This is a genomic window from Nocardioides sp. (assembly GCF_035429765.1).
Taxonomy (GTDB): Bacteria; Actinomycetota; Actinomycetes; order Propionibacteriales; family Nocardioidaceae; genus Nocardioides.
Genome location: NZ_DAOMFK010000003.1, coordinates 1 through 25,093 on the forward strand (window position 1 = coordinate 1; position 25,093 = coordinate 25,093).

A 25,093-nucleotide genomic window follows, 5' to 3' on the forward strand; every position below is an offset into this window, starting at 1 on the left:
CGTAGGTCGTCGCCCGACGGACCGCAGGCGGCCAGCGTCACAGTCAGGAGGGCGAGCCCGGCGAAGCGCAGTCGAAGTGCCATGTGCGGTCAGGCCCTTTGATCCCGGTGAGGCGCAGTGGCCAGCCGTGCCCATTGGGACGGCTGGCCACCGCTGACCGTCAAGAGTCGAGCAGCTGGTTCATGTGGTCGATCTCGGCCTGCTGTGAGGTCTCAATCGACTCGGCGAGCTTCTGAGCGGGTTCGAACACTCCGTCGGCCTGCACGTCCTTCGCCATCTCGATCGCGCCTTGATGGTGCTCGATCATCATCTTGAGCCACATGGTCTCGAACTCCTGACCCTGGGCGGCCTCGAGCTCGTCCATCTCCTCGTCGGTCATCATCCCCGGCATCTCCGTACCGTCCTCGCCCATGTCATGACCGCTCATGCCGTGGTCCTCAGCGTTGGCGTGATCCCGCAGCGTCTCGGGGACGGGCTCGTCCCAGTCGGTCAGCCAGTCGACCATCTGCTCGATCTCCGGTCCCTGCGCGGCCTGGATGTCGTCGGCCAGCTTCTGAACCTCAGGGGAGAGGTCGCGGCCGCGGGTCAGGTCGACCATCACCAACGCCTGAGCGTGGTGGGGGATCATCCCGGTCGCGAAGTCGATGTCGGCGTCGTTGAAGACGTCACCATTCGGAGCCGTCTGCTCGGCGCGTGCACCACCGGTCGAACCGTCGTCGCCGCACGCGCTGAGACCGAACATCAAGGTCGCGGCCGCAGCTGCAGCGGCCACCGTCTTCAGTTGCTTCATGGGGTTCCTCGTCGAATCTCGTTGTTGTGGGGGCAGGACCAATCGCCCCGTGTGTCACGGACGGCGACACCCGGCGCGCTCGCGCCTCAGCAACGCTGGATCGACAAGGCGAACAGGCAGGGCGGGTCTCGAGGCCGGCGTGCGCGGCTCGATCTCGCTCCTGCTGGTGCAGCCAGGCTGCGGTCGCCCTCGATCGCCGATCCGCGTCCGAGTGCGACCGAAAGGACGACACCAACGAGTAGGACGGCCAGGCACAGCGCACTCAGACGCAGTAGGCGGGGGTCGTGCTCGGGAGCGTCAAGCCTGCTCGAGGCCGCGGCTGTGAACCCATGGTCCATGGTCGGCGTCGCGGCATGGTGATCGGTGGCGACCTGAGGGTCCGCTTCCGAAGGGGGTGCATGATGCGCCGTTCCATGAGCAGAGAGGCCATGCATGGCAAACAGGCCAAGCAGCGCGGCCACGCCGAACACATTTCGGAGCAACGCGGCAGCGAGCTTGAGGGACCGTTCGCTTGACATTGGCTCGAGTCTAGGCAGGAGGTCCGGAGAACCTCTCGTGCCACATCATCGGTGAGCGCTCGCCGGATCACGCGGGCAATAGTCTGGGACTCCGCCGCTGGCTGGAACCGCGCGGAAGCAGATCACTGCCACGAGGATCCGTCAGCCGACGAGGACTGGTCGTTCAGGGCTTCGCGCATGCGCAGGTCGGCCGCCGGATCCGCTGGCGCACAGCAAGAACGGCCTCGAGTCCGTCGAGAGTTGAGTGCGGCAAGCAACGCCACGAAGGCCAGGAAGCCGAGCAGGGCCATCCACGCCATGATGTCAACATCCTCCGCCGTCTGCGCTTGTATGCTCGACCATCATTGTGCCCTCTCGGGCATGGGACACGCATCGGACTACTCGGGTGGGCGGCGTCGTAGGTCGATCCGTTCTCAGCACGTGTCCATCAATGGTCAGAACGACGCGGCACTTCGAGCCGGCGTGTCCATCGTAGGCGCGCGTGCTTGAAGGCGGCGCGACTCGCGGTCGGGTTCGTCGATCAGGGCGTCAGCTGTCCGGGTCCGGCTGCCCAGGGGCAGGCTTGGGGATCCGGTCGAGGGCCGCGAGGTTCTTGTGGTCCGCGTCGGGGAGGGTGTGCAGGTACTTCTGGGTGGTGGTGATCTGGGCGTGGCCCATGCGGTCCATCACGGACTTCAGGTCGGACCCGCCGGCCAGCAGCAAGGAGGCGTGGGCGTGGCGGAGGTCGTGCACGCGGACGTCGAAGTCGATCCCGGACGCGGCCACGGCGGGCCGCCAGACGCGGGTGCGGAAGGTGTGCGCGAGATGGGGGTGCCGTCGCGGGTAGCGAACAGCAGGTCACCAGGCCCAAGGCGGCGGTCGGCGATCCAGTCGGCGAGCTGGGCGACGAGGTCGGCGGGGAGGCCCATGGTGCGGGGTTCGTTGTCCTTGGGGTAGGGCATGGTGAGCATCCGGGCTCCGGTGGGGGAGTTCTTGATCGAGACCTCCACGACTGTCTCTTCGACGCTCAGCGTGCGCTTGATGAGGTCGAGGTGGCGGGGCTTCAGCGCGATCAGCTCACCCCAGCGCTGGCCGGTGTTGATGTCGGTCTCGATCATCAGCCGATGCTGGGCCGGGAGGGAGGCGAGGATGGCGGAGTACTCCTCGGGGGTCAGGGTCCGGGCCCTCTTCTTGACCACCTTCGGGAGCTCGCTGTGGGCGCAGGGGTTGAACGTGACGACCCGGTCGCGCAGGGCTCGTTCGAAGACCGAACCCAGCATGGTGTGGTAATTGCGCACCGATGCGGCCGAGAGGCCTTGTTCGCTGGCGGTGGTGACCCAGCCTTGGACCTCGCTGGTCAGGATCTTGCCCATCGGCCTGGGTCCGAAGGTGGGGCTGCCAGGCACCCTCGCGGACTTTGGACTCTTCTCGGTGGGCGGCGCGTTCGGCGGCGCGGCGCGAGGGGTAGGTGCCGGCGGAGCGTGGCCGTCCCTCGGGGCTGCGGTAGCAGGCCACGAACCGTGTGTCTCCGTCGTCGGTGACCCGGGTCTTGATCCACGCCAGGGCTGCCTCCCGCCAGACTCGAAGATGGTGATGTCCGCACAGTGTCCGCAAACGTTGCCCCGAAAGGCAGCGAACCTCGGGGGAAGGTCGAACAAGGCGACCGCTTTGCCGATGACCCAGAGGTCAGCGACGGGAGGTGGGGAGGCGCCAAGAGGACGGCCGACCTGTGGGCAATCGTGCTCCAGACCCACATGCAGGTCGCTGACGAGAAGCAGAGCCGGCCGCGGACAAGGACTCCACGTGCGTGGTCAGAGGTCGTTGCCTGCGTAGGACTGGTTGAAGCTCTTGTTGGCCAGGGGAAAGTCGGGGACGATCGTGTCCGACAGCGCCACCGGGAGGGCCGGCCAGTTGAAGAACGACGGGTCGACGATCTTGACCCGGCCCAGGCTCCCGGACCCGTCGAGGTCCACCCGGGTCACCAGGGTGCCGCGCCAGGCCTCGACCACGCCCGCGCCGGAGCAGGACGCCGGCTCGGCGGGGCCGGCATCGGGCGACGCCGCGGCCAGGAGTTCAGCGAGCTCTCGTGCCATGGCCACGGAGACCGCTATCTCCTCCGCGCGCACCCGGAACCGGGTCAGTACGTCGCCGGTGCCGTGCAGCACCGGAGCCCAGGACGCCGGCGGGGCAAGGAAGGGGTGGTCGCGCCGGGCGTCGCTGTCGATGCCGGAGGCGCGGGCGACGTAGCCGAGCACGTCGAGCTGGCGGGCGGAGTCCTCGTCGAGGACCGCGGTGCCGGTGAGGCGGTCGCGGACGGTGGGGTGGTCGAGACTGATGTCGACGAGCTCGGCGACCTCGGCGGCGACGGCGTCGAGGAGGTCGAGGTCCGGCGAGGCCCGCAGCGTCGCGCCGCCGAGGGTGATGCCCCCGCGCAGCAGCCGGTGGCCGGTGAGTTGCTCGTGGTGGCGCAGGAGGCTCTCGCGGAGACGCTGGGTGTGGGCGTGGACGATCCCGAAGCCGACGTCGTTGACGATCGCGCCGAGGTCGGCGACGTGGTTGTGGATCCGCTCCAGCTCCAGCAGCAGGGCCCGGGTCGCGCGGGCGCGCGCGGCCACGGGTACGCCGGCCGCCTGCTCGACGGCCATGGCGTAGGCGAGCGCATGTCCCACGGCGGTGTCGCCGCTGATCCGCTCGGCCAGGGCGATCCCGTCGGCGGGGGAGCGGCCCTCGAAGTGCTTCTCCACGCCGCGGTGCACGAACCACAGTCGGGCCTTCATCCGGACGATGGTCTCCCCGACCACGGAGAACCGGAAGTGGCCAGGTTCGATCAGTCCGGCATGCACCGGCCCGACGGGGATTTCATAGACCCCGGGTCCCTCAACGTGCACGAAGGGGTAGGAGCCGACGTCCTCGGGGAAGTCGGGGACCTCGCCGGCGTCACGGCGCATGGGGTACCAACCGGCGGGCCAGTGTCCGTGCCGGACCATGCGCCGGGGGAGCGGATGGTGGCGGGGCTCCACGCCGAACAGGTCGCGGATCTCGCGGTCGAAGCGGCCACCTGCCCAGGAGACCCCGGCCAGGGTGGGCACCCAGGCGTCATGGGTCGAGATGTCGACCTCGATCTCGAGCCGTTGGTTGACCGGGCGCAGCAGCAGGTGGGTGATCCGGATCCGGTCGTCCACCTCACGGGCTGACGTCAGAGCGAGCCGCCAGCCCTCGCCGAGCCGGGCGGCGAGAGTGTCGACCAGGTCGTCCCGCTCGACGAGGACCCGGCTGGTGGCGACATCGGTGGTCACCGCACACCCGCCAGGGCGGTCAGGGCGCTCTCGAGCACGGGTTGGACGGCTGGTGCGAAGCCCACTGCGGAGGCGGCGACCAGGGCCGCTGCCAGGGGCAGGGTTGCGGCCCACCTGCCGGCCTCGGCCACAGCCCGAGGTCCCTTGGCCGCCCTCGTACCACCGCCCAGCGTCATCACCAGCGTGTGCCGGGCGAGGACGGCGAAGATGACGACCAGGAGCCCGGCGGTGGTCAGCGAGACCCACCCCAGCCCCTGCTGCCACCCAGCGAACAGTATCGCCACCTCGGTGAAGAACAACGCGCCGGGCGGGAAGCCCAGCAGGGTGCCCATGCCGGCCAGGAACGGCCACGCCAGGGCCGGCCGGTCGGCCAGCAGACCCTGGACGTGGTCGATCCGCGTACTTCCTCGGTCGGCCAGGATCCGGCCGGCGACCACGAACAGGGTGGACTTGGCCAGACCGTGGCCGAGCATGTGGAGCAGCACCGCTGCCAGCGCAAGCGGGCCGCCGATCCCGGCACCGATCGCGAGGATGCCCATGTGCTCGGTGCTGGAGTAGGCCAGTAGCCGCTTGTAGTCGCGCTGCGCGACCATCAGCGCCGCGGCTACGGTCAGCGAGAGCAGGCCGCCGCCCACGAGCATCACCCGCATCAGCTCCGGCCCCAGCGCCAGGTCGCTGATCGCCTGTAGCCGCAGGATGCCGTAGAAGGCCACCGAGAGCAGCACGCCGGACATCAGCGCAGAAACCTGAGCCGGTGCCTGGCTGTGTGCGTCGGGTAGCCAGCTGTGCATGGGCGCCAGGCCAGCCTTGGTCGCCAGGCCGAGGACGGCCAGGGCAAGGGCCAGCCGCCCAAGCCCAGGGTCGATGAGGTCCGGGTGCGCCATCAACGTCCTCCACGACAGGGTGGGTTCTCCAGTGGCCGCCGTGGCGGCGTACAGGAGCACGAGCCCCAGGAAGGCGATGGCGATTCCGACCGAGCCGAGCACGACGTACTTCCAGGCCGCCTCGACCGCGGCCCGGCCGCCGTGGTGGCCGACCAGGAAGGCCGTCGCGATGGTCGTGCCCTCGATGCCGACCCACATCACACCCAGGTTGTCGGCCAGCAGGGTCAGGGTCATCGCACCCAGGAACAGCACCAGCAGTCCGGAGAACCGGACCTCGGTGTGCGGTTCCCGAGGTGGTCCGAGCCCGCCCCAGGTCGCGGTGAGGGCCACCGCGCCGACCACGAGGAGCAGGTACGCCGACAGCGCGTCGACACGGAGCAGCCCGCCGGCGGCCCAGAGCGTGCGGTCGCCACCGGTGGTGACGGCGACGAGCCCGACACCGGCCGCGAGCAGGGTCGTGGCCGTCGCGGTGGGCGCGATCCGGGCGAGGCGAGCGAGCAGATCCATCAGTCCGCCAGCTCCTGGAGGTCCACGAGGTCGGTGCCGCCGAAGGTGTCCTGGATGCGGTGCACCAGGATCCGCAGGATCAGCACGACCAGGACCACGTCGAGGGTCACCCCGAGCTCCACCACGAGCGGCACTCCGCCCGTGGTCAGGAAGGCGACGGTGGCGATCCCGTTGTCCACGACCACGAACCCGACCAGCTGGGCCAGCGCGTCGCGCCGGCCGAGCATGACCAGGAAGCCGATCAGCACCAGCGACAGGCCCACCGGCACGGCTCCGCCCGTCTCGCCGGATGCCGCGACAATGGGCCGCGACGCGACGAAGGCAACCGTGGTGAGCACGGCGGCCCAGAGCAGGCCCGCTCCCGGCGACCGCCCGGGTGTGGTGCCGGCCGGCAGCCGTGCGCTGGTGCTCGCGATCGCCCACGGCACCAGCAGCGCCTTGACCGCCAGCACCAGCCCAGCAACCGCCACCAGCTCGGCGTCGCCCTCGGCCAGACCCAGGGTCAGCACGAGCACGGCCAGGGCGGCGCCCTGCAGCGCCAACAGGCGGGCCGCGCTGCGCGCCGAGGGCCGCCAGACCAGCAGCACGGCGGTGAGCAGCAGGGCGCCGGCCCCGAGAGCCACCCCCTGAGCGGTTGCACCGGTCATGCCGCCACCACCAGATAGGACGCGGTCACCGCGAGGAACGCCAGCACGAACGACCCCGCCAGCAGCTCGGGCACCCGGAACAGCCGAACCTTGGCCAGGAACACCTCGATCACGGCGATCACCGTGCCCAGCGCCAGCACCTTGAGGACGAGCGCGGCAACCCCCAGAACGATTTCCGCGGCGGAGAACGAGAGGGCGATGCCCCAGGGCGCGGTCAGGTTGGCCAGCAGCCCGAGCAGGACGCTCAGCCGCAGCCACGAGCCCAGCTCGAGCCAGCCCAGGTCGCGTCCGGAGCTCTCCAGCACCATGGCCTCGTGCACCATGGTCAGCTCCAGGTGGGTGCTCGGGTTGTCGACCGGCAGCCGGCCGGTCTCGGCGATGATCACGATCGCCAGCGCGGCAAGGGCCAGGAGTGAGACGGGTGAGATCACGGTGGCCGGCTCCGCCACGCGCAGCTCGACGATGGCGGACAACGCGCTGGTCCCGGCGGGGATGGACAGGGCGTAGACAGCGAGCAGCACGGTGGGCTCGAGCAGGGCGGCGATGGTCATGTGTCGGCTCGACCCCATGCCACCGAAGGCGGTCCCGGCGTCCAGGCCGACCAGCGCAAGCGCGACGCTGCCGAGCAGCAGCACCGACACCACGACGAACAGGTCGTCGGGCACCATGTTGAGGTTGCCGGTGGCGACCAGGGGGAGCAGGGCGGCCAGCACCAGGCTGGAGACCATCAGGCCGATCGGCGCGAGGCGGGAGGCGCGGCCGGTCCCGGTCGCGGACAGCGGCTCCTTGCCGAGCAGCTTGCGGAGGTCCCGCCAGGGCTGCAGCACCCGCCCGCCGGCGCGGCCCTCGGCTCTGGCCCGGACCTCGCGCATCACGCCCACCAGCAGCGGGGTGAGGGTGACGACGACCACGACCTGCACCGTCGCCAGCACTGCCGAGGTCAGCACGTCGCGGGTCACCATGACGCCGCCAGGAGGACGACAACCAGGGCTGTGAACGAGTAGGCCAGGTAGCGGTGGATGCTGCCGTTCTGCAGCCCTCGGGCCCGCTGGCCGACCCAGGCGAGCCCGTCCAGGACGCGGGCGTACAACCGGTCCTCCACGATGTCGGAAACTTCATGGGTGTAGGCGATGCCGTGGATCAGATGCTGCGACTCCTCGTAGTGCTGCACCTCCAGGTCGCGCTTGGGCTCCAGGGCGTGCCCGAAGACGCGCACCAGCGGCTCGGCGTACGACGTGGCGGTGTACTGCATGCGCGGACTCACCCTGGCTCCACCGCAGCCCCAGCCGAGGTCCACCGCGCGCCTTGGGGCACGCCGGCCCAGCAACCGGGCCACCACCAGGACCGGCGCCGCGCACGCGAGCGCAACGAGGCCGAGCGCGGCCGGGTCGAGGGTGGCGTCGACGCCGGGGAGCCCCAGCCCCTGCAGCGTCGTGGACTGCGCGGCCCGCACCGGCAGTGCAGGGGCGATGAGCCCGGCCAGGGAGCCCGGGGCCAGGCCCAGGGTCAGCACCGCGGCGGCTGACACCACCAGGGACACCCGCATCGACAGGGAAACCTCGTGGGCTGCCGCCGCGCCCTGACTTCGGGGCCGGGCCAGGAAGCCGATCCCGAACGCCTTGACGAAGGTCAGCAGGGCCAGGCCGGCGGTCAGCGCGACGACCCCCATCGCGGCCGGCAGCAGCACGGCCAGCACGCGGTCGGTGCTGGCCTCGCCATGGATGAGGGCCTGGAGCAGGACCCACTCCGCCACGAACCCGACCGACAGCGGCAACGCGGCCGCACCCAGCGCGCCGACCCCGAAGGAGGCCGAGGTGACCGGCATCCGAGGTCCGAGGCCACCCAGCCGGTCGAGGTCGCGCTCCCCGCTGGCGTGCAGAATCGCACCGGCGCCGAGGAAGAGGACGGTCTTGAAGGCCGCGTGGCTGACCACGAGCAGCGCGGCGGCGAGCGCCGCGATCGCCCCGATCTCCGGCCGCCCCGACCCGGTGAAGAGCTGAGCGAGGGCGATCGAGGTCACGATCAGCCCGACGTTCTCCGTGGTCGAGTAGGCGAGCAGCCGCTTGAGGTCGCTGGCGACCGAGGCCTGCAGGATGCCGTACAGCGCAGAGGCCAGGCCGATCACCAGCAGCGTGATCGCCCACCACTGGGGTCCCCCGGGCAGCAGACGCCAGCTGACCAGGAGCACGCCGTACACGCCGGTCTTCACCATGGCCGCGCTCATCACGGCGGAGACATGGCTGGGCGCCTCGGGGTGGGCTCGCGGCAGCCAGACGTGGAAAGGGACCGCGCCGGCCTTGGTGAGGAACCCAGCGACCAGGAGCATCCAGGCCACGCTAGCCAGACCACCGGTCGGGGGGTCTGCCCTGATGGCGCCGAGCTCGACCGAGCCCGCATGGGCGGCCAGCACGCCGAAGCCGGAGACGAGAAGCAGGAAGCTGAGGTGGGTCATCGCGGCGTACCAGAGTCCCGCGCCCCGCACCTCCAGTCGCTCGCGATGGTCGGCCAGCACCAGCGCGGTGGACCCCAGGGCCATCACCTCCCACGCCAGCAGGAGGCTCACGACGTCGCCGGCCTGGGGGACCAGCTGCAGCCCCAGTACGAAGAGCGCAAACGCCACCCAGCCTGTGCGCGAGGCCGCCGCTCCGTGGGCATAGCCGATCCCGAAGACGGCCGCGACCAGCGCCACCGCGCTCACCACCAGGAGGAACAGGGCGCCCAGCGCGTCCGGGTCCAGGCTGAGCGAGCCCAGCGGAGCCAGCGGGAGGCCCCCCGGTGCGAGCTCGACGAGTCCGGAGCCTCCGTCGAGCACCAGTACGCCGGTGACCACACCCGCCGCGGCCTGCAGGGCGACCGCGGAGCCTGCGACCGCGGAACGCCACCGCGCCGGCACGGAGACGGCCAGGATGGCCGCGACGCCCGAAAGCGCCACCTGCGCCCAGATCCAGGTCGAGGTCACCGCCTGGTCACCCCACGGAGGGCCTCGACGATCTGCTCGGGCCGAGGGGGGCAGCCGGGCACGGTCATGTCCACGTCGACCACGTCCGCGGCGGCACCCGCCACCCCGTAGGCGCCGCGGAAGACCCCGCAGTCGGCCGCACAGTCACCCAGGGCCAGGACCACCCGGGGTCGTGGCGTGGCCTCCACGGTGCGGCGCAGCGGCTCGGCCATGTTGTGGGTCACCACGCCGGTGACCAGCACGGCGTCGGCGTGCCGCGGCGAGGCGACCAGGCGGGCGCCGTAGCGCTCCGCGTCGTACACCGGTCCGAAGGCCGCAGCCACCTCGATCTCACAGCCGTTGCAGGACCCAGCGTCCACATGCCTCACCTGCACACTCCCAGCGAGTGCCGCCGGAGGCTCGAATCCGGGGTCGGCCGCGGGACCGGGTGCCTCGGGCGCCGCCTCGGCGACCCGTCCCGTGCGCCGAATCAGTCCGGCCAGACTCCACAGACTCACGCCGTGTCCGCCTTCCCGGGCGACTCGGATGCGGCCCTGGTGAGCTCCTCGCCGAGCCCAACCTCCTCCTGGATCCGGTCCCGCAGCACCGCGCGGCCGGCCACCAGCAGCTCCCGCACCGCCGGGACCAGCAGCGAGTAGACGACCTCGCCCCCCGTGCGGGTCTGCCGGACCAGACCCGCCCTGCGCAACACGGCCAGCTGCTGGGAGAGGTTGCTCTGCTCAGCATCGACCTGCGCGAGCAGCTCGTGCACCGCATGATCCCGCTCGGCCAGCAGCTCCAGCACCCGGATGCGCACCGGATGAGCCAACGTGCGGAACAGCTCGGCCTTGGCCGAGTACAGAGTGGGCACGGCATTCCCCTCGCGGTCACCGATGCATACGTGAAAAGATTCGCATATACCCAACTGATAAGGCAACTCGAGACGGGACCGCGAGCCAGCGCCAGGCAAGGGCGCCGACCCACAGCTCGTAGCCGAGGGTGCTCAGTGCGAGGACGGGGAACAGGGCGTCGCTGATCAGGGTCGCGCTGCCGAGAAGGCTGACCGGGAGCAGTACGAGTCCCGCCTTCTGCAGCCATGGTGAGGTCCCCGCCATCCTCAGGCCGAGCACCAGGGCGCCGATGAAGAACACGCGCGGGAGCACCGAGAAGGCCAGCGAGTACGGCGCGATCGAGTCCCACCCGGCCAGGAGTCGTACGTCGGTGCCGCCGGCCGCGGCGTCGAGCGCGACGTCGTGCAGGACGGCGGCGAAGGGCCACACCAGGGCGAGGACGGTGCCCGCCGCCACGGCGACCGTCGAGAGTACGCCGCTGACGTCGACACGTCGGAGACGGACCTGGACGACGCCGAGGAACCCGAACAGCAACGTCCCGGAGAGCATGAAGGCGTAGTTGCTCAGCCGGTACGCCGTGTCGGTGTCGAGGATCGCGCGCCCGCGTTCGAGCGCAGGGTCGCCCGGGGATCCGACGTGGGGCAGGACGAGCACGGCCATCGCGATCATCACGCCGAGCTGGCCCGCAGCGAACGCGATGCCGAACCGGGCACTGAGCCGGGCCACAGCAGTGTCCTCCGCAGGCGCGTCCGTCACCACGTCGTCCTGGGTGACCGTCATGACCGGGTCCGCGTCTGTCGCAAGAGCCCGAGGGCAGCCAGGGTGAGCCACAGTGGACCGAACATGCCGCCCAGGTACTGAAGGGGGCTGACGCCGAGGAGCGTGGTCAGGGTGCCCAGCACGAGGCTCGTCCAGGCCAACCAGGCCGGTACGACGCCGTACCGTCGGCCCGCACGTCCCAGTGCCAGCGCGGCGACTCCCGCGCCGACCCAGAGCCAGGGCACGGTGCCGATCCAGTGGCCGAAGAAGACCGCGCTCTCGGGAACCATCTTGTCGGGATCGGCCAGCCCGAAGACGAACTCGGTGGTCAGTGCGGAGCCCATGAGCTGGGCGGCGGCCACCAGCATGAGCCCGCCGCCGGCGATGTCGGGAAGCAGACTGCCCGCCGGGACGCGTGCCGCGACGTAGCGTCGCAGGCCGGGGGCGAAGACCAGGAGCAGGACGGCCGAGATCACCGCAGCCGTGTGCATCACGAGGATCTGGGGGATCTGGTCGCCCATCTTCTCGACGATGCCGGGGGCATCACCCGCGACGCTCTCGTCGTAGACGCCGTCGGCGAGGCTGCTGGCAACGATGGTGACAAGACTCGCTACGCCGGCGCACAGGCCCGCGACGGCCCACCCCAGGCCGTGAGGCGATGTCTCTTCCGGTGTGCGTACAGCTTCGACGTGGTCGTGGATGGTCGTCATGGTGTCTCTCCTAGCTGTCGGTGCAGGTTGGCGGGTGTCAGGCGTAGCGGAAGGCGCGGCGCTCGCCGCGCTCGTGACGTCGTCGGAGCAGGCGCAGGAGCAGGCCGTAACCGGTCGGGGCGGTCTCCAGCAACCGGTCCCGGGCCTGGTCGGGAACCCCCTCCATGGCCCAGGGGAGCAGGAACGGGAGCATCCGCAGCGGGTAGCTCTTCTCGACGGCCTTCTCGAAGTCTCGGTTCTCCTGCTCGCTCAGCGTCCGCTGCAGCATCGGGAGCGCGTGGGTCTCCTCGTGGGCGAGGTGCTCGAGGAGGGCTTCGGTGGCGGCGCTGAGCCGGATCTCGAGCGCGTTCCGGTGATCGGCACAGGGGTGCTCGGCCATCGCTGCGAACGCCCCGCGGCCGGCCGCGAGGGCGGAGTCGAGCCGTTCGTGCTCCGCCTCCATGTCCGCGAGAGTGGTCAGGTCGTCGTGCGATCCGGCCCGCTCCGCGTGCCGCCGCAGCACCGGCCACAGCTCCTCGTCCTCGGCGCAGTGGTGGTGATGGAGCACGTCGGCCATCGCCAGCCAACGGGCGTGCAGTGCCGTCCACACCTCGTGCTCGGAGATCGGGGTGTTCTCGGTCGCGGACAGGAACGTGGCGAAGTCGCGACGCAGGGCGTGGTGCATGACGTACATCCCGGTCTGGTCGTGCGGGCCTTCAGCGGTGTGTGCCTGTCGGGGCAGGGTCAGCTGGGGGCGCTGCGGCCGGTTGTGGGATCCGGAGTGCTGGGTCATGGTGTGTCTCCCTGGAGAACTGGTGGTGCGACGACGATCGACTGCGGCTCTTGGGCCCGACTCCAGCGCGACTTGGGTGCGAGCCACGCCCGCCCGCCACTACCTTGGGCGCGTGTGGGTGCGCGTGCTCGGTTCGAGCCAGGTGGCGCTGGGGGACGATCCCGGAGCCGTCGCGGACGTCGGTGCCCGCAAACCCCGCTCGGTGCTCGCCGCACTGGCGCTCCGGCTCGGGAGTGACGTCGCGCCCGACTCGCTCGTGCGCCTGGTCTGGGGCGAGGACGCACCGCGCGGTGCCTACGCGAGCCTGCACTCCTACATCTCCGGTGTGAGGCGTGTGCTGGAGCCAGGGCTGGGCCCTCGTGAGAAGCCGCAGGTGCTGCTCACCAACGATCACGGGTATCGACTGGCGCTGGGCCGTGAGCAGGTCGACGCCCACCACTTCGGGGACGAGGTGCGCACCCGGCACCGGCTCCTCGCCCCGCTGAGCAGCCAGCTCACCACCGGTCCGGCGGCGGGCTGGCCGACCCGCGAGGAGATCTCGCGGCAGGTCGACGCGCTCGAGGGACTGCTGGGGCTGTGGACCGGTGAGGCGTACGCCGACCTGCCCGATGAACCCGAGGTCGCACTCGAGCGTGGCTCGTTGGCCCAGCTGCGGCTGAACGCCGAGGAGGCCAGGGTGCTCGGGCTCCTCGCGCTCGGTGACCACGCGGTCGTGGTGGCGGCCACCGAGCAGGCGACGGCGAGGTATCCGCTCCAGGAGCGCGTCTGGGCGCTGCACGCGCTCGCGCTGACGCGTTCGGGACGCCAGGCCGAGGCCCTGGAGGCGCTGCGCCACATCCGGTCGGTGCTTGCCGACGAGCTCGGGCTGGATCCCGGGCAGGAGCTGCGGGACCTCGAGCAGGCCGTGCTGGTGCAGGACCGCGCCCTGCAGGAGTGGTTGCGCCCGCCCGTCGAGGCCGGCTCCGGTGACCGGGGGCGCGTCGACGAGGTGAGCGCCCCGCCCAGCAGGACCACGGGGTGGACGACCGTCGGGCGCGAACGCGAGCAGTCCGCCCTCCTGGAGGTCCTCGACCGCGCCGAGTCAGGGACGCCGGCCACCGCCCTCCTGGTGGGCGAGCCGGGCATCGGCAAGTCTCGGCTGGTCGAGCGCGTCGCGTCCATCGCGGGTGAGCGGGGCTTCTGGGTGGCCAGGGGCCGCTGCTCCCAGGACGACGGCGCCCCGACCCTCTGGCCGTGGGGTCAGGCGCTGCGCGAGCTCGCCGCCCTCGACGGAGTGGCGCTGGACGCCGACGTGGAGCAGGTGCTGGCCGGCAGACCCTCCGGCAGCGATGAGGGCGCGGAGCGCCAAGCGTTCCGTGCCTGGGAGACCCTGGCGCACGAGGTCACGTCCAGGTCGCTCGACCGCCCGCTCCTCCTGGTCCTCGACGACGTGCACTGGGCGGACACGGCCACCCTGAAGGTGCTGCGTCACCTCGTTGCGACCGCGCGCGATGGCCACCACCTGGCGGTGATGGTCACCCGACGGTCGTCGCCCGAACCCACGGGCGCCCTGGCGGAGGTCGGGGAGGATCTGGCGCGCGCCCACGTCACCCGGCTCGACCTTTCCGGACTGACGCTGCAGGAGGCGAGGAATTTGGTGGAGGCCGTCGCGGGTCAGGCCCTGCCAGCGGAGGTGACCATGCAGTGGCACGTCCGGTCCGGCGGGAACCCCTACTTCCTGATCGAGCTCGCGCGGCTCGGTGCCCAGGAGCCCGACGGCAGTGGCGCGCTCCCGGAGACGGTGCGAGACGTCATCCTGCGCCGTCTTCAGGACCTTCCTGAGCAGACGCGCTCCCTCCTTCTCCTCGCGGCCGTGCTCGGGCGGCGGTTCTCCCTGGACCTGCTGGCCGCCGTGGCGGATGTCCCGGTGGAGGACGTCGATGATGCGCTGACGCCGGCACGAGAGGCCGGGCTGGTGCAGGACCCCGAGGCCGGGGTCGTGGCGTTCACGCATGCACTCACCCGCGATGCCGTGGCCACGACGACCAGCCCGTCGCGGTTGGCCCGGCTCCACGTCCAGGTGGCCCACACGCTCGCTGACGACGAGGCAGTCGCCGGTCTGGTCGGCCCGGAGGAGCGCACTGCCGAGCTGGCCAGGCACTGGCTCGCCGCGGGGCCCACCCATGCGAGTCGTGCCTGGCGAGCAGCGGCCGCCGCAGCCGAGCAGGCCCGTCGTACCTTCTCGTGGGTGGAGGCCGAACAGCTCGTCGGCGCGGCCATCGCGGCCCACCGCCGCGATCCCCAGGGCACGGCGGCGGAGCGGATCGACCTGCTGCTGACCCGTGCTCGCGACTGCCGTCCCAACTCCGAGTGGGACCAGGTGCTGCCCTGTGCGGCAGAGGCGATCGCGCTCGCGCGGCGAGAGGAGGACCTGGTCCGGCTGTCGGCTGCCGCTGCCGCCGCCACCGACAGCGCGGTCTGGCTTCCTCAGCAGTGGGACGAGGTGCCCGAGGACACCGTCGAGGACCTGCGCTGGGCGATGTCCGAGCTCCCCACAGGCGACTCGGCGCAGCGCTGCCGTGTCATGGTTGCGCTGGCGCTGATGCTCTACTACGAACCGTCGGCGCGCGCCGAGGTCGGCGCACTCGTCGACGAGGGTGTCGCCATGGCCCGGCGTCTCGGGGATCCAGCACTGATGGGTTGGGCTGCGCTCACCGCCTGGAAGGCGCTGTGGACCCCGGACCAGGCCCATGTCCGGCTCGACCTCGCCCAGGAGAGTCTCCGCGCCATCCGCGAAGCCGGCGACCCAGACGCCGAGACGGTGGCACTGGTCGTGCTGACCGGCAACCTGCTCGAGCTGGGCGACCTCCCGGCGTACGAGGAGGCGGCCCGCGCGACGGGGCGGCTCGCGGTCCGGCGCCGCAACACCTACGCCCAGATGGCACTGCACTGGCTGGACCTGAGCCTGGCCTCGCTGCGCGACGATGTCGACGCAACGAGCCGGCTGGCGGCCGAGCTGTATGAGCTGCGCCCGCGACTCAACCCCGCCATCGAGGGCCTGCACATCGCCGGCATCCATCTGGTCTCCCACATGTGGGACGAGCGGATCGGGGAGCTGATCGAGCCGTTGACCGAGGCCATCGCCGAATCGGGCACCGACATGGCCGACGACAACCTGGCCCTCGTGCTGGCACGGACCGGTGAGCTCGAGAGGTTGCGTGCCGAGCTCACCCACGTGGGGGAGCACCGGGTGCACAACTGGAGCAGCGTGTCCACGTGGTGCACCTTCGCGGAGGCCGCGGCGGTCGCCGGCGACGTACGCCTCGCCGAGCGGATGGCGACGCACCTGGAGCCACTGACCGGGCGGATCGCCGTGAGCGGGATCTCGAGCGTCATGGGTCCGGTCGACGGCTACCTCGCCCTGGCCCTGGCAGGTGCCGGCAGGATGGTCGAGGCATCGGCAGTGGCCGACCGGGCAGCCCGACAGGCAGACGAGTGGGGGTTCACGGCCTACGCGTCCTGGCTCACCGGACACCGGGCGCGCCTGGGCTGCTGAGGAGACCGGGTCGGTCGCCCACGTCGGGTCCCGGCCCGGTCCCAGCCCACCCGAGGTGCTAGGTGGAGCTCGGCGGTGACCTGCCGACACCGCAGGGGAGGCCTTCGGTGGCACCGGTGAGCTGGTCGGGATCGGCGTGGCCCTGTCCCTGACGGCCCTGCGTCGCTCATCGGTCCACTACGACGTGCACGCCTGGCTGTTCAGAGCCCAACCCGGAGGGGATCATGTCACCGTGGAACCCCACGTCACCTGTCCCTGAAGCTGCTGTCCCGTCCGACCCCCATGACTCCCGAGAAACGAGATTTGACATGTCTGACAACCCCTGGCTGCCCCAAGACTGGGAGCACCCACTGCGCGAGGAGCTCCCGACGGGCCACCACCTCAGGCCGATCAGTCCTGACGACACCGATAAGGACATGCCGGCGGTGATGGGTTCTCGCGAACGCCTGTGGTCCATCTACGGGGAGGCCTGGGGATGGCCCCCGGCGGACATGACCGCGGAACAGGACCGTGAGGACCTCCAGCACCACGCTGACGAGATCGAACGCCACGAGTCGTTCAACTACGCGCTCTTCGATGCAGCCGAGAGCGAGCTCATCGGCTGCGTCTACATCGACCCGACCGACAAGCCAGGAGCCGACGCGGACATCTCGTGGTGGGTCCGGGACGAGTACGTCGGTTCGGACGTCGAACATGCCCTGGACGAGTTCGTCCCCGCCTGGATCGCTGCCAAGTGGCCGCTGCAGCGACCGCGCTATGTGGGTGTCGACATCAGCTGGGAGTCCTGGCTCGCGATCCCGAGGCAGCGGTAGGCCGCCCCCGCCATCAGCACCTGACCACCTCCGGAGGGCAGCACGAATGCCCGGGCAGGGGTCACCGGATGCGTGCGGTGGCGATGTCGCTGACCGAGACCGGACGGACCGGGAACTGGCCGGTGAAGTGTCCGACGTCCTCCATCGTGGACTCACGGGCCGCGGCCAGGAGTCCGGAGGCGGTGAGTTCGCAGTAGCGTCCCTGGCACGGCCCCATCCCGGTCCGGCACTCAAGCTTCAACGCGTTGGCCCGGGTGAGGAAGGGGGTTGCTTCGATCACCTGCTCGACAGTGTGGCGTTCGATTCCCTCGCAACGGCACACCGGAGTGCTGGGCTTCGCGAGTGCGAGCAGGGCCTGGCGGTTCGGCTCGAACGCCTCTTGGACCATCGCTGCGAAGCGGCTTGCTCGGCGATGGTCCGCACGAGCCCGGGCGAGGTCACCCCGGGACGGTGGCGAGCCCGCGCCGAGATCGGCGACGATGTTCAACGCGGCCAGGTGACCTTCTGCCCGAGACTGTTCGGCCCCGCCGACGCCGGCCGGTTCGCCGGCGACGTAGACCCCGGGCACGCTGGTGGCGAAGTGGTCGTCGTGGCTGACCACCCAACCACCCTTGGGAGAATTCCACTGCAGGCGGCAGCCGACCTGACGAGCCAGCTCTGTCGAGGGCTGGAAGCCGTAGCCGATCACGAGTCCGTCGGCGGAGATCGCCCGGGTGGGCCCGAGTGGCTGCCAGTCGGGTCCGACGTCAGCGACGTCGACCTCCTCGACCCTGCCGTCTCCCCGGGCCGCGGTCACGATCGCGCCGCGCCTGATCGGCGTTCGGGACCTGAGCAGTCGACCGAACGCGGACCCTCCGTGCATGAGTACGCCGAGGTGCCCTGGGACCGCACCGAGGTGACTCAGCAGGCTCGAGGGGCGCAGGGACCGCTGTGCCAGCACCACCTCGGCGATGTGCGCCTGCTTCTCCAGCAGCAATTCGGCTACCAGGATCAGCAGTGGGTGAGCGCCCGCAAGGACCATGGTGCGGGCTGGGAGCAGGCCCTGCGCCTTGACCATGGTCTGGATCCCGCCGGCGGTGTAGACGCCGGGGAGGGTCCAGCCAGGAAAGGCGACGGGGAGGTCCATGGCGCCGGTGGCGATGAGCAGTCGCTTGACCGGTACGCCGTCGACGCCGTCGGGTCCCCGCATCAGCAAGGTCATCGATCCCGCGCGGTCCGGCGCCGCTGTGACACCGAGGGCCGTGTGGCCAAGCCGCCACGAAATCGCGGCCGATTCCTCGCACTCCTCGATCATGGGTCGTCCCCACCGGTACCCGACCGGCGTCCGGACCGGGGCCGCCCAAGCGGCGGGGGGCTGTCTGAAGATCTGCCCACCGGGGCGTTGTTGCTCATCGACGACGAGGACCGAGAGGCCCCGTCGGCTGGCGGTCAGAGCGGCGGACATGCCGGCGGGCCCGGCCCCGACGATGGCGAGATCGACCATGGCCGTCCTAGTCCTCCACCGTGTTGACGCGCATGCCGGCCCGGACCGGGATCAGGCAGGCGCGCTGGAGTGGTTGATCTTCCACGCTCACCTGGCACTCCAGGCAGGTCCCCATGTTGCAGAACGGGAGGCGCGGCGAGCTGTCGGGAGCCCGATGGAAGGCTGCGACTCCGTGGACCAGCAGCGCCGTGGCGACGGTCTCCCCGCCGTAGGCGATCACTGGCGACCCGTCCACGACTATGGTCAGCTGCGAACCTCGAGGGCACGGCAACCGGGAGCTGTGGGGCATCACTGGTTCTCCTTGCAGGTCATCGCGAGGGCGCGGGCACGGCGGACGCGAAGCGGTCGACGGCGTAGGGGGTGAGGTCCAGGGACGGGGATCGACCCTGGACCATTTCGCTGAGCAGTTCTGCGAAGGCGGGGCCGAGGGTGAACGCCGATCCACCGGTGGCGACGTACACGCCTGGCACCCCGGGGATCGGGCCGACCACCGGCAGCTGGTCCGGGGCGACCGTGGTGGTGCCGGCCCAGGTGCGCAGGATCGACAAGGAGCCGACGCGCGGAACCACTCGAGCCGCGGCATCGGCGTTGCCCACCAAGGACTCGACCAGGATCTCAGGGGCCTGGCTCAGGTCGGGAGCCCCGGCAACTGTGTGGGGTAGCCGTGCCGGCCAACCCCCACCGATGAGCACGTTGCCTTCCTCGGTCTGTTTCAGAGACAGTCGCGCACCGGCGTGCTGGATCAGGTAGGGGATGAACGACGTGGTCCGCGCGGTCACGGTCATGGAGAGCGCAATGGGTTCGACGGGCAGGCTGGCACCGAACATCGCCGCCAGCTCGTTGCACCACACACCTGCCGCGAGGATCACCGAATCGCAGCTGACGTGCCTGGCGGGAGCGGTGGCCCCGGGCAGGCTGACTTGCAGGCTCCACCGCGAACCCTGCCGCTCCACCGCGGTCACTGAGGAGTTCGTGCGCACCTCGGCGCCGGCGGCAGCGGCGGCACGGCCGATGGCGGCCGCGGCGGTTCGGGCGTTGGCTTTCCCTTCGATCGGGCAGAAGGCTGCGGCGACGACGGAGTCGGAGAGGTACGGGGCCAGGGCATGCGCCTCCGCGCCGTCCAGGAGCCGGACGTCCAGACCCCAGTCGCGCTCCACATCCCCCTTGGCTTCCAGGAGGCGTGCGCTGTCGGCGTCGTCGGCGAGCATCAGCCCGCCCTTCTGGGAGAGCCCGAGGTCGGGACCGATCTCGCGCGACATCAGCTGCCACAGCTCGGCCGCACGGAGGTGGAGCGGGATGGCCTCCGCGGCCCGACGGGCAGCCTCCAGGCCGGGTTGGATCATGCGGTACTCGAGCTGGAAGTGCAGACTTCCGGCGTTCCTCCCCGACGCGTGCTGGTTGATCTGGTCCCGCTCGAGGAGCAGCACGTCGATGTTGTCCGAGGCCAACTCCCAGGCGAGGCTGCAACCGAGCAGCCCCCCACCGATGACCACGACGTCGTAGCTCGACCTCATCGCAGGGGCACGGTTTCGATACCCAGCTCACGCATGGTCGCCTCGACCCGGGCGACCTCGGGGGGCTCGAGCTCCAGCAGCGGGCGGCGCACGTGGCCGGCGGGGACTCCGCGCAGCCGCAACGCGGTCTTCAAGATCGCCTGGGCGTTCCCGAACCGCGCCCCGTAGTCGGGGGTGAACCACCGGGACATGAGGATCCGATCACGCTCACCGAGTCGCAGCGCGGTCTCCCGGTCGCCCCGCTCGAGGGCACGCCAGAACTCCGGGTGGTCGGCACCGAGCACGGCCCCGGCCCCCATCAGGCCGTCGCCGTGCCCGAGGTCGACGAGGTCCGCGCCGAGTCGGCTCGTGGGGATTCCGAAGTACCTGACCTGGTCACCCAACTCGTAGAGTCCCTGGAGGAACCTGCCGAAGTCACCGGTGGAGTTCTTGATCGCGACGACGTTGCCGATCGAGGCGAGCTCTCCCAGGACCGGGATGTCCAGGTCGACGATGCAGCCCCGGGGCCAGTTGTAGACGCACACCGGCATCCCGGTCGCCGCGCACACCTCGGTGTAGAACGCCACCACCTCACGGTCGGTGGGCACGACGTACGGCGGGGGGGTGAGCAGGATCCCGTCGAGACCGGCGTTCTCGGCGGCCCGCGCATGCTCGATCGCCTCGTCGGCGGTGAAGGCGTTGCAGCCTGCGAGCACCGTGATCTGGCCCCCGATGATCTTGGCGGCCTCGGCGAACAGGGTGGCACGCTCGGCGGTCGACATGGCGAACCACTCACCGGAGGTGCCGGCCAGGATCACGCCGTGCATCCGCTGCTCGACGAGCCAGGTCAGCTGTCGCTCGAGCGCGGCCAGGTCGAGCTCGCCGGAGGCGTTGAACGGGGTGGTGATGGCCGGGATGTAGCCGGTCCAATCGACGTCGTTGCGGTCCATGTGGGTTCCCTTACGGAGTCGGTGGCGTGACCGAGAGGATGAAGCGGACTGTCTGGTCGCCGCGGTTGAGGTAGCGGTGCGGCCGGTTGGAGTCGAAGGACACCGCGGCGTCCGCCGGCACCTCGTGGGTGTCCTCGCCGACCTCGACGGTCAGGATGCCGGTGAGGACGTAGGCACACTCGATCGCGTCGTGGGCCCAGCACGCCTCGCTGGAGGATTCCCCCGGCTCGAGGGTGCCGTGAAGCACCTCCAGCTGGCCGTTGCCCGGGGTCAGCCGCTCGTACTGGATCTGTCCGGGCGGAGAGGAGATCCGAGAGCGGGAGCCCGGGCGACTCACGTGCACCGGAGCCGGGCTGGTCTCCTCGAACAAGGTGGCGACCGAGGTGCCGAAGTGGGCGCTCAGGCTGCGAAGCGTCTTCAGGCTCGGCTCGACCACTCCCCGCTCGACCTGGCTCAGCAGGGTCGGTGAGAGTCCGGTCTGCTCGGCCAAAGCCCTCAGGCTGAGGCCCTCTGCCGTGCGAAGTTCGCGCAGTCGCGGTCCGATCATGGCGGCAAGTATGCAGTGACACTGCACGCAAGTCCAGCGTTCCGCGAGCGCCTCGAGGATCGAGTTGGCCAGCGGATACCTCGATGACTGCAATTCTGTGCGGTCTGCTTGCGCGAAGTGCCGCAGATGTGCATACTCACCAAACACCCGCGGGTGATGCCCGACACACCTCGTTCGAAGGATCGTATGCATGAGCACTGCACAAGATGTGAGTCAGTCGAAGGGGTCTGAGCTCCTTGAGATGAGGGGCAGCTGGCTGTTGGCCTTCGTGCCGGTGGCCTGCTTCTTGGCCTGCTGCGTGGCACTGTTCGTCCACTACAAGGCCTTCGACATGGTCGGACTCGCCGCCTTCGGCTTCGTGTCGTTGCTGATCGGCGCGGTCTTCGCCCGCCGCTACGCCTCGTACTGGGAGGCGGTGATGCGCGGGATCGCCAGCCCGACCGCGGTCTCGATCGTGGTGATCCTGTTCGTGATCGGGATCTTCTCCGAGCTGGTGAAGGTCGCCGACCTGTCCAGCGGGTTCGTCTGGCTCGGTGACGCCCTCGGGCTCGGCGCCGGGCTGGTCCCGTTCTTCACCTTCCTGACCGTCTGCGTGGTCGCCATGTCGACAGGATCCTCGATCGGGACGATGTTCACCGCGTTCCCGATCTTCTACCCCGCAGGTGTGGCGCTCGGTGCCGATCCCGCCCTGATGGCCGGTGCCATTCTCTCCGGCGCCATCTTCGGCGACAACCTCGCCCCGATCTCGGACACCACGATCATCTCGGCCTCGACCCAGAGCTTCCGCAAGAAGGTCGGCCAGGCCGACATCGCGGGAGTCGTCCGGTCCCGGGCGAAGTACTCCCTGACCGCAGCCGGATTCAGCTCAATCCTGTTCATCGCCATCGGCGTGTTTTCCACCAGCACCACTGCCGGCGCCTCGCTGAGCATCCCGGACACCTCGCCGAAGACGCTGGTGATGCTCGTCCCGGTGGGTCTGATGATGCTGACCTCCTTCGTCACCCGAGACATCTTCAAGGCCATCTCGGTCGGACTGCTCGCCGGGACCCTGGTCGGCCTGGCAACCGGGATCCTCGTCCCGACCGACATCGTCTCGGTCCAGGACGGGGCCCTGACCGGGTTCGTCTCCGCTGGTGTGCACAACATCATCGGCACGGTGGCGCTGGTGATCGCGGTGTTCGGGATCATGGGCGTCCTCACCGAGGCCGGTGTCTTGACGCGCACCATCGGCGCACTGCAGCGCGCCCGGTGGGCCCACACCCCCGGGGGCTCGGAGGCCTCGATCGCGCTGGGTATCTCTCTGACCACCGTGATGTTCGGCGGAGTGAACTCGGCCTCGATGATGACCTTCGGTCCCGTGGCCGACCAGATCGGCGCCGACACCAACCTGCACCCCTACCGCAGGTGCAACGTGATGGACAGCTTCGCCATGGGAGCGGCCTGCGTCGTCCCGTTCCTGAGCGCCTTCCTGTTCATCGGAAGCCTGCTGACCTCCGGCTACGAGGGGGTACCCTCGCTGAGCGCAGTGGCGCTGTTCCCGACCGTCTTCTACCCACTCGCGCTCACCCTGGTCATGGTGTTCGCCATCGCCACCGGATGGGGCCGCCGATTCGAGGGCCCCGGTGGGGCCGAGGAACGTGACCCGGTCGTGGCTGCCCGGGTCGAGACCGCAGCCGCCAAGTGACCTTGGCACGCCGCTCACACCCACGGAACACCCTTCGCACCCCCGATCAAGCGAGGAGACTCCATGTCTCGAGTCCTGAACGACTCCGTGGGCCAGTACCCCGCCCCCGGCATCCGCCCCGAGGCCGTCGCCCAAGGACAGCCCGTCGTCCACCTCGCCGGGCAGGTGGCCCTCCGCCACCAGTGCAAGGCGGCTGGAGAAGCCCCGGATGGCCGGTCGTGACGGCCGGCGCAGTTCAAGGAGATGCCGTGGCGCGCTGGCCCGACTGGCTCGAGCCGCTGTACCGCAGCGCCGATGCCTTGGACGCAGCCGGATTCGCCCGGGGCTTCGCCCCCGAGGGGCGGCTGACTTTCGGCAACGGCGAACCCGCCATCGGTCCCGGCGCGATCGAGGCCGGGCTCAACGAGCTCTTCGCGGCGATCGCCGCGATGAGCCACCGGCTGGTGCGGGTCTGGGAGTCCGGCGACGAGACCATGTTCGAGTCCGCCGTCACCTACGGTCGCCTGGACGGCACGACCATCGTGATCCCGGCTGCCTCGGCATACACCCGCACCGGCGGGCTCGTCACCAGCGCCCGCGTCTACTGCGACATGAGCCCGGTCTTCTCGCCGTAGGATCCCCTCCCGGACTTCGTCCTGGAGTCGCTCTATCGTCGCGTCGCTGTGTGATGCCGTGACCGAACAAGTCCGCCTCGGAGAACCGGCGACCACAGCGCCGGTGACAACCCCTGCACCGGCTCAGCGCCCCACCCAAGCGGCGAACTCAGCGACTCCTTGAGGCCAGACGAAACGTCGAGGCTAGGCAGATGGCGCCGAACAGGACGGGGACTGCTGTGGGGTTCACGGTTGCTGCTGGGCGCGAACGGTTTCACGGTCCGGGCTGGTCGCCGCCGTTGCCGACGGCGCGGTGCGGGGCCAGGTCCAGGCGTACCGCAGGATGAGGGCGAGAACGATCAACTCCAGTGCGACGCCCAGGCCGTAGAAGTACAGCCAGGACTCGCCCACCGCGTTGAATGCCGAGACGGGGACGTAGAGCGCAGCCACGATCAGGTTCATGATGCGGTTCGCCCGGGCGGGCAACGTCATCGACAGCACGACCATGAGGATCGGGATGGCCACGAGGGTCAGCGCCGCGGTCGAGAAGGCCTGGGAGAGGTCGAACTCGAAGACCCTGCCGTCGAGGATGTCTTCGATGACGCCGGGCGTGAAGAAGTTGAGAATGTCCACGTAGACGTACAGGAACATGAAGCTCGTCCACGCTGCGGCGAGCTTGGCTCTCACCGGGATCGGCTGGTCGTCGAGTGTGGTGGTGGGTGGGGGCGTTCTCATCATGGGCTCCGTTGTCGTGGTGAGGATCGGTAGCTCTACGATCGCTGAGCCCGGTGGCGGGCACCTCGTCCCAGAGGCCGGAGTTCCCTGGCCGATGGCATGATCGGTCTCTCGTCCTTTCGGCGGGTACGCCGAGGCGCGCCGAACCCTCGCCTGGAGCCGTGATCACTTCGGCGCTCGGTCTGGCATGAGCCGCGCGCCCTGCTGAGTCGCGTCGATGTCCGAGTGCCACGACCAGGACGAGAAGGATGTTGTCGTTGGTCTCGTAGACGATGCGATAGCCACCTGTGCGGACGCGCCATTCGCCCTCACCGCCGACCAGCTTCTTCGCACCGCTGGGCCGGGGCTCAACCGCCGCCTGGACCCGGCGCTGCGCCGCCACATCGTGCGACGTTCCGGTGTCGCGGTCAACCTGGGACGATCCGAGGAGGGCTTGGTCGCCATCGGCCGGGCATTGATGCTCGACGGAGAGCCGGTCGCCGCGGTCTCGATCGCGATGCCGGCGTCGAGATACTTCGCGCAACGTCTGCCGGAGTACGACGCATCGGTGCGTCGGGCCGTCGCGGCGGTCGAGGCTGCTCTGGGGGCGAGTTGATGCGTTCATCGGTGA

The 25,093-nt window shown here is 70.2% G+C and carries 26 protein-coding genes; 6 read left to right on the forward strand and 20 right to left on the reverse strand.

From position 1 onward, the window contains the following. Positions 1-160: 160 nt before the first annotated feature. From PLP61_RS00570 to PLP61_RS00630, 14 genes are all read right to left on the reverse strand, one after another. Positions 161-790 (reverse strand): DUF305 domain-containing protein, encoded by a 630-nt coding sequence (locus tag PLP61_RS00570; protein WP_324499323.1) that lies wholly within the window; start codon positions 788-790, stop codon positions 161-163. A gap of 86 nt (positions 791-876) precedes the next feature. Then, positions 877-1,308, reverse strand: a complete 432-nt coding sequence (locus tag PLP61_RS17105) for a DUF6153 family protein (RefSeq protein WP_502888908.1) — start codon at positions 1,306-1,308, stop codon at positions 877-879. A gap of 528 nt (positions 1,309-1,836) precedes the next feature. Then, on the reverse strand, positions 1,837-2,073 hold the full coding sequence (locus tag PLP61_RS00575) for a tyrosine-type recombinase/integrase (protein ID WP_324499325.1): 237 nt from the start codon (positions 2,071-2,073) through the stop codon (positions 1,837-1,839). Then, positions 1,983-2,660, reverse strand: a complete 678-nt coding sequence (locus tag PLP61_RS00580) for a tyrosine-type recombinase/integrase (RefSeq protein ID WP_324499327.1) — start codon at positions 2,658-2,660, stop codon at positions 1,983-1,985. Before PLP61_RS00580 ends, PLP61_RS00575 begins: the two co-directional genes overlap by 91 nt. A 438-nt stretch (positions 2,661-3,098) precedes the next feature. Next, positions 3,099-4,583 (reverse strand): hydrogenase large subunit, encoded by a 1,485-nt coding sequence (locus PLP61_RS00585; RefSeq protein WP_324499328.1) that lies wholly within the window; start codon positions 4,581-4,583, stop codon positions 3,099-3,101. Continuing rightward, positions 4,580-5,974 (reverse strand): proton-conducting transporter transmembrane domain-containing protein, encoded by a 1,395-nt coding sequence (locus tag PLP61_RS00590; protein WP_324499329.1) that lies wholly within the window; start codon positions 5,972-5,974, stop codon positions 4,580-4,582. Before PLP61_RS00590 ends, PLP61_RS00585 begins: the two co-directional genes overlap by 4 nt. Beyond that, positions 5,974-6,621 (reverse strand): hypothetical protein, encoded by a 648-nt coding sequence (locus tag PLP61_RS00595; RefSeq protein ID WP_324499330.1) that lies wholly within the window; start codon positions 6,619-6,621, stop codon positions 5,974-5,976. The genes PLP61_RS00590 and PLP61_RS00595 overlap by 1 nt, the downstream gene beginning before the upstream one ends. After that, on the reverse strand, positions 6,618-7,583 hold the full coding sequence (locus tag PLP61_RS00600) for a respiratory chain complex I subunit 1 family protein (protein ID WP_324499331.1): 966 nt from the start codon (positions 7,581-7,583) through the stop codon (positions 6,618-6,620). The genes PLP61_RS00595 and PLP61_RS00600 overlap by 4 nt, the downstream gene beginning before the upstream one ends. Next, positions 7,577-9,580, reverse strand: a complete 2,004-nt coding sequence (locus PLP61_RS00605) for a proton-conducting transporter transmembrane domain-containing protein (RefSeq protein WP_324499332.1) — start codon at positions 9,578-9,580, stop codon at positions 7,577-7,579. The genes PLP61_RS00600 and PLP61_RS00605 overlap by 7 nt, the downstream gene beginning before the upstream one ends. Continuing rightward, positions 9,577-9,939, reverse strand: coding sequence for an NADH-quinone oxidoreductase subunit B family protein (locus PLP61_RS00610; protein ID WP_324499334.1), 363 nt, complete (start codon positions 9,937-9,939; stop codon positions 9,577-9,579). The genes PLP61_RS00605 and PLP61_RS00610 overlap by 4 nt, the downstream gene beginning before the upstream one ends. 134 nt (positions 9,940-10,073) lie before the next feature. After that, positions 10,074-10,430: an ArsR/SmtB family transcription factor gene (locus PLP61_RS00615; RefSeq protein ID WP_324499336.1), complete on the reverse strand. Its 357-nt coding sequence runs from the start codon at positions 10,428-10,430 to the stop codon at positions 10,074-10,076. A gap of 16 nt (positions 10,431-10,446) precedes the next feature. After that, complete coding sequence (locus tag PLP61_RS00620; RefSeq protein ID WP_324499338.1) at positions 10,447-11,190, reverse strand: hypothetical protein; 744 nt, start codon at positions 11,188-11,190, stop codon at positions 10,447-10,449. Next, the gene (locus tag PLP61_RS00625) at positions 11,187-11,879 is read right to left on the reverse strand and encodes a hypothetical protein (protein WP_324499339.1); all 693 of its coding nucleotides are present in this window, start codon (positions 11,877-11,879) and stop codon (positions 11,187-11,189) included. Before PLP61_RS00625 ends, PLP61_RS00620 begins: the two co-directional genes overlap by 4 nt. A 37-nt stretch (positions 11,880-11,916) precedes the next feature. Then, a complete protein-coding gene (locus PLP61_RS00630) occupies positions 11,917-12,651 on the reverse strand; it encodes a hemerythrin domain-containing protein (protein ID WP_324499341.1) in 735 nt (244 codons plus the stop codon). A gap of 112 nt (positions 12,652-12,763) precedes the next feature. Here PLP61_RS00630 and PLP61_RS00635 point away from each other — a divergent pair, with 112 nt between their 5' ends. Beyond that, a complete protein-coding gene (locus tag PLP61_RS00635; RefSeq protein WP_324499343.1) occupies positions 12,764-16,186 on the forward strand; it encodes an ATP-binding protein in 3,423 nt (1,140 codons plus the stop codon). 308 nt (positions 16,187-16,494) lie between these two features. Next, positions 16,495-16,998 carry a GNAT family N-acetyltransferase gene (locus PLP61_RS00640; protein ID WP_324499345.1) on the forward strand — a complete coding sequence of 168 codons (504 nt, stop codon included), beginning with the start codon at positions 16,495-16,497 and terminating at the stop codon, positions 16,996-16,998. Positions 16,999-17,059: 61 nt separating this feature from the next. Here the strand turns inward: PLP61_RS00640 and PLP61_RS00645 are convergent, their stop codons facing one another. From PLP61_RS00645 to PLP61_RS00665, 5 genes are read right to left on the reverse strand one after another with little or no spacing between them, the layout of a single operon-like run. After that, on the reverse strand, positions 17,060-18,481 hold the full coding sequence (locus tag PLP61_RS00645; RefSeq protein ID WP_324499347.1) for an FAD-dependent oxidoreductase: 1,422 nt from the start codon (positions 18,479-18,481) through the stop codon (positions 17,060-17,062). 7 nt (positions 18,482-18,488) lie between these two features. Further along, positions 18,489-18,770: a (2Fe-2S)-binding protein gene (locus tag PLP61_RS00650; RefSeq protein WP_324499349.1), complete on the reverse strand. Its 282-nt coding sequence runs from the start codon at positions 18,768-18,770 to the stop codon at positions 18,489-18,491. A 19-nt stretch (positions 18,771-18,789) separates the two neighbouring features. After that, positions 18,790-19,995 (reverse strand): NAD(P)/FAD-dependent oxidoreductase, encoded by a 1,206-nt coding sequence (locus tag PLP61_RS00655; RefSeq protein ID WP_324499351.1) that lies wholly within the window; start codon positions 19,993-19,995, stop codon positions 18,790-18,792. Beyond that, positions 19,992-20,924, reverse strand: coding sequence for a dihydrodipicolinate synthase family protein (locus tag PLP61_RS00660; RefSeq protein ID WP_324499353.1), 933 nt, complete (start codon positions 20,922-20,924; stop codon positions 19,992-19,994). Before PLP61_RS00660 ends, PLP61_RS00655 begins: the two co-directional genes overlap by 4 nt. Positions 20,925-20,934: 10 nt before the next feature. Next, positions 20,935-21,663 (reverse strand): helix-turn-helix domain-containing protein, encoded by a 729-nt coding sequence (locus tag PLP61_RS00665; protein WP_324499355.1) that lies wholly within the window; start codon positions 21,661-21,663, stop codon positions 20,935-20,937. Positions 21,664-21,712: 49 nt separating this feature from the next. Here PLP61_RS00665 and PLP61_RS00670 point away from each other — a divergent pair, with 49 nt between their 5' ends. The 3 genes from PLP61_RS00670 to PLP61_RS00680 all read left to right on the forward strand — a co-directional run bounded on the left by PLP61_RS00670 (position 21,713) and on the right by PLP61_RS00680 (position 23,769). Beyond that, complete coding sequence (locus PLP61_RS00670) at positions 21,713-23,155, forward strand: Na+/H+ antiporter NhaC family protein (RefSeq protein WP_324499357.1); 1,443 nt, start codon at positions 21,713-21,715, stop codon at positions 23,153-23,155. Between the two features lie 63 nt (positions 23,156-23,218). Continuing rightward, positions 23,219-23,377, forward strand: a complete 159-nt coding sequence (locus PLP61_RS00675; RefSeq protein ID WP_324499359.1) for a hypothetical protein — start codon at positions 23,219-23,221, stop codon at positions 23,375-23,377. Between the two features lie 26 nt (positions 23,378-23,403). Next, positions 23,404-23,769 (forward strand): nuclear transport factor 2 family protein, encoded by a 366-nt coding sequence (locus PLP61_RS00680; protein WP_324499361.1) that lies wholly within the window; start codon positions 23,404-23,406, stop codon positions 23,767-23,769. A 253-nt stretch (positions 23,770-24,022) separates the two neighbouring features. Here PLP61_RS00680 and PLP61_RS17110 read toward each other — a convergent pair whose 3' ends face one another. Next, positions 24,023-24,805 (reverse strand): type II toxin-antitoxin system RelE family toxin, encoded by a 783-nt coding sequence (locus tag PLP61_RS17110; protein WP_502888911.1) that lies wholly within the window; start codon positions 24,803-24,805, stop codon positions 24,023-24,025. Here PLP61_RS17110 and PLP61_RS00690 point away from each other — a divergent pair. Beyond that, positions 24,701-25,078, forward strand: coding sequence for an IclR family transcriptional regulator domain-containing protein (locus PLP61_RS00690; RefSeq protein ID WP_324499363.1), 378 nt, complete (start codon positions 24,701-24,703; stop codon positions 25,076-25,078). The genes PLP61_RS17110 and PLP61_RS00690 overlap by 105 nt on opposite strands. The last annotated feature ends 15 nt before the right edge of the window (positions 25,079-25,093 follow it).